Source organism: Pleomorphomonas sp. PLEO (genome assembly GCF_041320595.1).
Classification (GTDB): domain Bacteria; phylum Pseudomonadota; class Alphaproteobacteria; order Rhizobiales; family Pleomorphomonadaceae; genus Pleomorphomonas.
The window spans coordinates 713,313-720,000 of the sequence record NZ_CP166625.1 but is presented as its reverse complement, the minus strand read 5'-3'; the positions used below and the strand labels follow the sequence as shown (position 1 = coordinate 720,000).

The window sequence follows — 6,688 nt, the reverse complement described above, 5'->3', positions numbered from 1 at the left end:
CGGCGCCGTAATTCGGCACCGAGCGCCGGTCCCGGGACATAGCCTTCGGCGATCAAACCGGCCGCGGTTACCGGCGATTTGGGGAGCTGAAGGTCGCGCGCAAGTAAAAGAAGATCAATGTCGAGATCATGCCCTGCCCGCGCCACCGCAAGGAGCAAGGCGGCGGACGCCACTTCGTTGCCGGCCCGAAACACGGCAAGGCGGACGGCCGCCTCGTCCATCCGGGTGGCGAGCGTGTCGGCCCACAGGACGATCGCCCCGATCCGCTTGTCCTCCCGGCGTGACAGGCGCAACGCCTCGGCAAGCGCCTGCCGATCAACGGCAAGCGCGGCAAGTCGTGTTTCAAGATCGATTGGCAGACCATGTCGAATCGACAGATCGATCAGGACAGACAAACGCGCCACGGCACCGCCGCCCGGAAGAATACGAGCCAGGATCCCCGTCTCGTCCATCAACGCGAGTGCGGGCACCACCCCATCCGCCGTCACCAGCTTGCGCATCTCCGCGCCGATCCGTTCGCGCGACAGCCGGTCGATTCCCTCTTGTAGAGCAACCGCCGCCGCAAGCCCCGCCGGATCGAGCGTGTCGCGGCCATAGCGGGCCTGGAAGCGAAAAAAGCGCAGGATGCGGAGATAGTCCTCTTTGATTCGTTCGGCGGGGTCGCCGATGAAGCGGACATGGCCGGCAAGCGCGTCGGCAATGCCGTCGACCGGATCGAATAATGCGCCATCGGCATCGGCGTAGACGGCGTTCATGGTGAAGTCGCGCCGCCGGGCATCCCCGACCCAGTCGCGGGTGAAAGCAACAACGGCATGCCGGCCGTCGGTCTCGACGTCGGCCCGGAGCGTCGTCACTTCAAACGGCCGTCCGGAGGAAACGACCGTCACCGTGCCATGGGCGATCCCGGTCGGCACCGCTTTGAGGCCGGCGGCCGCCACTCGGGCGGCAACCACTTCGGGTGGCGCCGTCGTCGCGATATCGACGTCATCGACGGGGACACCGATCAGCGTGTTGCGCACCGCGCCGCCGACCACACGCGCCCGATCGCCGTCCTGCTCGATCGCCATGATCACCCGCTGGAAAGCCGGATCGGCGAGAAAAGGCGCGCCTGTGATCGAGGCGGGCAGGATCATCGAAACACTTCCTCATAAAAGCGGCGCAGAATATTGCCAGTGACGCCCCAGATGCGGTGCCGGCCATATTGCAGTGAGAAATAGTGGCGGCGGCCGCTCGCGTGCTCGGAGAATTCCTCGCGATGATTGCCGGGATCGAGCACGAAATCGAGCGGCACCGAGAACACCTCGGCCACCTCACCGGGGTTGGCAACCAGAGCCGGCGCGCCGTCGACAAGACCGATCACCGGGAAGACCCGAAAGCCGGACGGCGTCGGATAGGGCGCGAGCAGGCCCACCGGTTGAACCGCCGAGGGATGCAGACCGACCTCCTCTTCCGCCTCGCGCAAGGCCGCCTCGACCGGCGAAGCATCCTCCGGTTCGATCTTGCCGCCGGGAAGCGCCACCTCGCCGGAATGGACGCGAAGGCCCTCGGTGCGTCGGATCATGATAAGATCGAGGCCGCTGGCATCCTGCCGCCCAACAAGGCCGATCAGCACGGCCGCGTCACGCAGTGGTTCGGTGGATGCCGCGAGGCTGGCTGCCACTCGCCCCTCTCCGGAATCGCGCAAGGCGCCGGCGGTCGACAGTGGCCGCATCCGGCCGGCTCTGGCGATGATTTCGGTCGGTCCCACTTCCTCAGCGATCACGCCCGCCTCCCGACCAACCGCGCCTGCCTTGATTTTGCTTGCCTCATGGGTTGAAACCAGATCCAGCATCCATCGCCGAAAGGTGATGCGCCGCGCGACGGGAGATGTCAAACTTGCCCGATGGGCGCAAGCGCACCGGCGGTTGAAGCGGAAACAAGAAGCCGCGAAAGCGGGTTCAGGCGCCAAGCGGCGCCACGCGAAGCGAAAGCCAAGGGCCGGAGGCCCGCTGGCGATTGAGGAAGAAAAGAGGAGCAATCCGCGATGGACGCAGACATGAAGATGGCTACAGACGCCGTCGCCGAAGCGGACGCCGCCTTCGCGCGGCTCTCGGCCGTGCGCGCCGCCATCGCCCGCGTCATCTTTGGGCAGGAGGCGGCCGTCGAAGCGGCACTGGTGACCCTGCTCTCCGGCGGTCACGGCTTGATTGTCGGCGTGCCGGGCCTTGCCAAGACCAAACTGGTCGAGACACTCGCCATCGTGCTCGGCCTCAGCGAGCGGCGCATTCAGTTTACGCCCGATCTGATGCCCTCCGATATTCTCGGCTCGGAGGTGCTCGATCAGGCGGCCGACGGCAGTCGTTCCTTCCGGTTCATCCGCGGCCCGGTGTTCGCTCAGCTGGTCATGGCCGACGAGATCAACCGCGCCTCTCCACGCACCCAGTCGGCACTCCTGCAGGCCATGCAGGAACACCATGTCACGGTCGCCGGCGTCCGCTACGATCTTCCGGCCCCCTTCCACGTTCTCGCGACGCAGAACCCGCTTGAGCAAGAGGGCACCTACCCGTTGCCTGAAGCCCAGCTCGACCGTTTTCTGCTCGAGATCGACCTCGACTATCCCGACCGCGACACCGAGCGCCGTATCCTGATCGAGACCACCGGGCGTGACGAGGCGACGGCGGAGCGACTGCTTGCCGACGGCGAGCTTCAGAACTTGCAGACGCTGGTCCGCCGGATGCCGGTCGGCGATCGTATCGTCGAGGCAATCCTCGATCTCGTGCGCGGCGCCCGTCCTGGCGCCGATCTCGCTCCGGATGCCGCCCGCGATATCGCCTGGGGGCCGGGTCCGCGTGCCGCCCAGTCGCTGATGCTGGCCGTGCGCGCCCGCGCGCTATTGACCGGCCGCTACGCACCGTCGCTGGATGATGTGGCCACCCTTGCGGTGCCCGTGCTGAAACACCGCATGGCGCTGACCTTCGAAGCGCGTGCCCGTCGCCGCGCCGTTGCCGAGGTGATCGGTCTCATCCTGCAAAAGGTCATCTGAGCCATGACCGGGCACGACGCCCTGACGCCGGAAGGCGTCGCCGCCGCGCGTGGCTTGGCCGCCGCCTTGCCCGACCTTCTCGTCGAGGCGCGGCGGGTCGCCGGCACGGTGGCCGCTGGCTGGCATGGCCGCCGCCGGGCCGGTCCCGGCGAGGATTTCTGGCAGTTTCGTCCTTTTCTCTCCGGCGAATCGATGCGCGGCATCGACTGGCGGCGGTCGGCGCGCGACGAGACACTGTATGTACGCGAGCGGGAGCGCGAGAACGCGCATACCGTATGGCTATGGGTCGATCTCTCGGCATCGATGGATTTCCGCTCCGAACTCGCCCTGACGAGCAAGCAGAATCTGGCCCTCACCTTCGCCCTGGCCTTGGCCGAACTGCTGTCGCGCGCTGGCGAACGGGTCGGTCTCGTTGGTGATGCCGAGCCGACCGCCCGGCGCGACGGCGCCGAAGTCATCGCCATGAAGCTCGCCCGGCTCGGCGCCGTTGATGCGAGCCAGGCGCCGATGGCCATGCGTCGCCGCGACGACGCGGTGTTCATCTCCGATTTCCTCGGACCACAGGTGGACCGCGATTCGCTCTTTGCCGAGCTCGCCACGCTCGAAAGCCGCGTCCACCTCCTGGAGATTGCCGACCCGGTCGAGGAGACCTTCCCCTTCGCGGGCCGCGTCGATTTCATCGATCCCGAAAACGGTGCCCGCCTCACGGCCGGTCGGGCCGAGGCCTGGCGCGAGACCTATCTCGCCAGCCGGAGCGGCCACCGAGAGCATCTCGTTTCCTCCTGTCGAGCAGGTTGGAGCCATACGCTCGCCCGTACCGACCGGCCGGCGACCGAAACGCTGATTGCCCTCTGCGGCCAGCTCTCGGCGCCGGAAGGGGGGGAAGCATGAGCGGTCTTTCCTTCGTCGCGCCGCTGGCTCTCATCGGCCTTTTGGCACTGCCGGCTATCTGGTGGCTCCTGAAAGCAACGCCGCCACGTCCGGTGACGCGCCTTTTTCCGCCGCTCGCCCTGATCGTCCGCCCCAAGCGGGACGAAGAGACGCCGATCCGCACACCTTGGTGGCTGATCGCCTTGCGGCTTCTGATCGCCGGCCTGATCGTTCTGGCGGTGGCCGGGCCGATTCTTCAGCCGTCCGAGCGGATCGTCCAGGGGGAAGGACCGCTGTGGCTCGTCGTCGATAACGGCGCCAGCGCCGCCCCCGACTGGCCGGAGCGCCGCGCCACCGCCGCCGCCATTCTGACGGAGGCCGGCGACACTGGACGGCCGGTGCTGCTGGTCGCCACCGCCGACGGGCCGGACGGCATTGGCGCGCAAACGACGGCCGCCGAGGCGGTCCGGCGTCTCAATGCCCTCAGCCCACGCGCTACCCTACCCGATCGGGTTCCGCTTCTGCCCGCCCTGGCGCGCCTGGCTGCGGAGACACCACCGGGCGAGATCATCGCCCTGCCGGAGCCCGGCGACAACGGCACGGCCCATGATTTCCTCTCCGGCCTCGCTCGGCTTTCCCCGACGGCGCCTGTGACGCTCGCCGTCTCGGGCCGACCGGCGCCCGTGGCGATTGATGGTGTCGAGCAGGACGGCGCCGCCGTTACCATCCATCTGCGACGACCGGTGGCCGGCACACAGGCAGAGGGCAGTCTCCGCCTCCTCGACCGCAAGGGAAGGCTCCTCGACGAACGTCCCTTCACCTTGGCGGCCGGCGACGCCCAAGCCGACGTTCGTTTCGAGCTGCCGCTCGAGATCCGCAATGACATCGCCCGCGCCGAAGTGACGAACGGTAACTCGGCACTCGGCGTTCACCTGCTCGATGACCGCTGGCGCCGTCGGTCGGTCGCCATCGTCACAGCGACCAGCAGTGACGCGGCGCGGCCGCTGATTGCGCCCGAATATTTCCTGGAAAAAGCGCTCGCTCCCTTTGCCGAGGTGACGGTCACCGGCCAGGGTGCGCTCTCGGACGCATTCAAGGCGGCGATCGAAGCGCGGCCGGCAGCTATTCTTGTTGCCGATGCCGGCCGCTTCAGCGCCGGCGAAGCGGCGCTCGCCCGTGCCTTCATGGAGAAAGGCGGCGTGCTCGTCCGATTTGCCGGGCCTCGACTTGCCGCCTCGGACGAGACCCAAGTGCCGACCCCGCTCCGGCGTGGCGACCGTGCCCTCGGAGGCTCGCTCTCATGGAGCAAGCCGCAAGCACTTGGCAGTTTCTCGGAAAACAGCCCCTACGCCGGTCTTGCTGTTCCCGGTGATGTGACGGTCAACCGACAGGTGTTGGCTGAACCCGGCGTCGACCTTGCCGACCGGACATGGGCCAGCCTGTCCGACGGCACGCCACTGGTCACCGCTGCCCGCACTGGCGCCGGTTGGCTGGTGCTGTTTCACGTCACAGCCGACACCCGCTGGTCCAACCTTCCCATCTCCGGAGCCTTCGTTGAGATGCTGCGCCGAACCGTCGCTCTCGGCTCCGCCGCCGGGAACGCGCGCGATGTCGGCGGCAACGCGATGTTGCCCCCGCTCTCGCTTCTCGACGGCTATGGTCGCCCGATGGCACCATCGGCTGGCGTTACTGGCATCCGTGAGGCGGATATCGCGACAATCAGGCCCTCACGCTCCACGCCCCCGGGTCTTTATGGCAGCGATGATGGTTTCCGCGCGCTCAATCCGCTGAGGCCGGACATGGCCTACCTGCCGTCCGACCTTTCCAATCTGCCGGGCAGCATCCATCGCACCGGTCTCGTCACCGAGGCGGCGACCGACCTGTCGCCCTTCGGCTTTGGCCTCGCCTTCCTGCTGCTCATCGCCGATGGCCTTGCCGTCACAGCGCTGGCTGGCGGGTTCAGACGGCGCCGGTCCGCCACGGCCGCCATGGTGATTGGCATTGGCCTCGCCCTCTTGTTGATGCCGCCCGTCGCCCGCGCCGCCGACGACGCGCGCCTTCTGGAAGCGCTGTCCGCCACACGACTCGCCTATGTCGAAACCGGCATCGCCGACATAGACGAAACCAGCCGCGCCGGCCTGTCGACACTTTCCCGCTTCATCGCCAATCACTCGTCGCTGGAGCCGGGCGAACCGATGGCCGTCGATCCGGAGCATGACGAACTTTCGGTGTTCCCGTTGATCTACTGGCCCATCGACGCGGCAGCACAGATGCCATCGGCCGCCGCCATGACCCACGTCGAGGCGTTCATGAAGGATGGTGGCACCGTCCTGTTCGACAGCCGCGACGACGCCGACTTCTCCGCCGCCTCGCCCAACACGGCACGCCTGCGCGACATGCTGGCGACGATCGATGTACCGCCGCTCGAGCCGGTGCCGTCTGACCACGTGCTCACCAAATCCTTCTATCTGCTCGGCGCCTTCGTCGGCCGAACCGAAGGATCGCCATTATGGGTTGAGGCGCCCGACAATGAGGGCAGCGAGGACACCGGAGAGGGGCGGCCAGTACGGGCCGCCGATGGCGTTTCTCCGCTTCTGATCACCGGCAACGATCTTGCCGGCGCCTGGGCGGCCGACGAGGGCGGCGCCTTCCTGCATCCACTGGTGCCCGGCTCGCCGCGCCAGCGCGAATTCGCCTTCCGGGCCGGTCTCAACATCGTCATGTACGTCCTGACCGGTAGCTACAAGGCCGATCAAGTGCACGTGCCCGCCCTCCTCGAACGGTTGGGGCAATGAG

5 protein-coding genes (1 of these 5 running past the window's edge) are annotated in these 6,688 nt (G+C 67.5%); 3 read left to right on the top strand and 2 right to left on the bottom strand.

Annotation, left to right across the window (positions count from 1 at the left end):
• Both AB6N07_RS03100 and AB6N07_RS03095 read right to left on the bottom strand, forming a co-directional pair.
• Positions 1 to 1,133, bottom strand: partial view of a CCA tRNA nucleotidyltransferase gene (locus tag AB6N07_RS03100; protein ID WP_370676357.1) — the 5' portion only. Its footprint begins 55 nt before the window's first position; 1,133 of the gene's 1,188 nt are visible here — the first part of the coding sequence; the start codon lies at positions 1,131 to 1,133; the stop codon falls past the left edge of the window.
• Entirely contained in the window at positions 1,130 to 1,762 is a 633-nt protein-coding gene (locus AB6N07_RS03095) for a CoA pyrophosphatase (RefSeq protein ID WP_370676356.1), read from the bottom strand. Before AB6N07_RS03095 ends, AB6N07_RS03100 begins: the two co-directional genes overlap by 4 nt.
• A gap of 273 nt (positions 1,763 to 2,035) precedes the next feature.
• Here AB6N07_RS03095 and AB6N07_RS03090 point away from each other — a divergent pair, with 273 nt between their 5' ends.
• Genes AB6N07_RS03090 through AB6N07_RS03080 form a run of 3 tightly spaced genes read left to right on the top strand, consistent with a single transcriptional unit; the run spans position 2,036 to position 6,687 of the window.
• Positions 2,036 to 3,022, top strand: coding sequence for an AAA family ATPase (locus AB6N07_RS03090; protein ID WP_370676355.1), 987 nt, complete (start codon positions 2,036 to 2,038; stop codon positions 3,020 to 3,022).
• Between the two features lie 3 nt (positions 3,023 to 3,025).
• Complete coding sequence (locus AB6N07_RS03085; protein ID WP_370676354.1) at positions 3,026 to 3,913, top strand: DUF58 domain-containing protein; 888 nt, start codon at positions 3,026 to 3,028, stop codon at positions 3,911 to 3,913.
• Positions 3,910 to 6,687 (top strand): DUF4159 domain-containing protein, encoded by a 2,778-nt coding sequence (locus AB6N07_RS03080; RefSeq protein ID WP_370676353.1) that lies wholly within the window; start codon positions 3,910 to 3,912, stop codon positions 6,685 to 6,687. The genes AB6N07_RS03085 and AB6N07_RS03080 overlap by 4 nt, the downstream gene beginning before the upstream one ends.
• Position 6,688 lies beyond the last annotated feature (1 nt).

What these genes read in the sequence shown, in the direction of transcription:
- AB6N07_RS03085 (WP_370676354.1), top strand. Translation starts at nt 3,026, where the DNA reads ATGACCGGGCACGACGCCCTGACGCCGGAAGGCGTCGCCGCCGCGCGT.
- AB6N07_RS03080 (WP_370676353.1), top strand. Translation starts at nt 3,910, where the DNA reads ATGAGCGGTCTTTCCTTCGTCGCGCCGCTGGCTCTCATCGGCCTTTTG.
- AB6N07_RS03090 (WP_370676355.1), top strand. Translation starts at nt 2,036, where the DNA reads ATGAAGATGGCTACAGACGCCGTCGCCGAAGCGGACGCCGCCTTCGCG.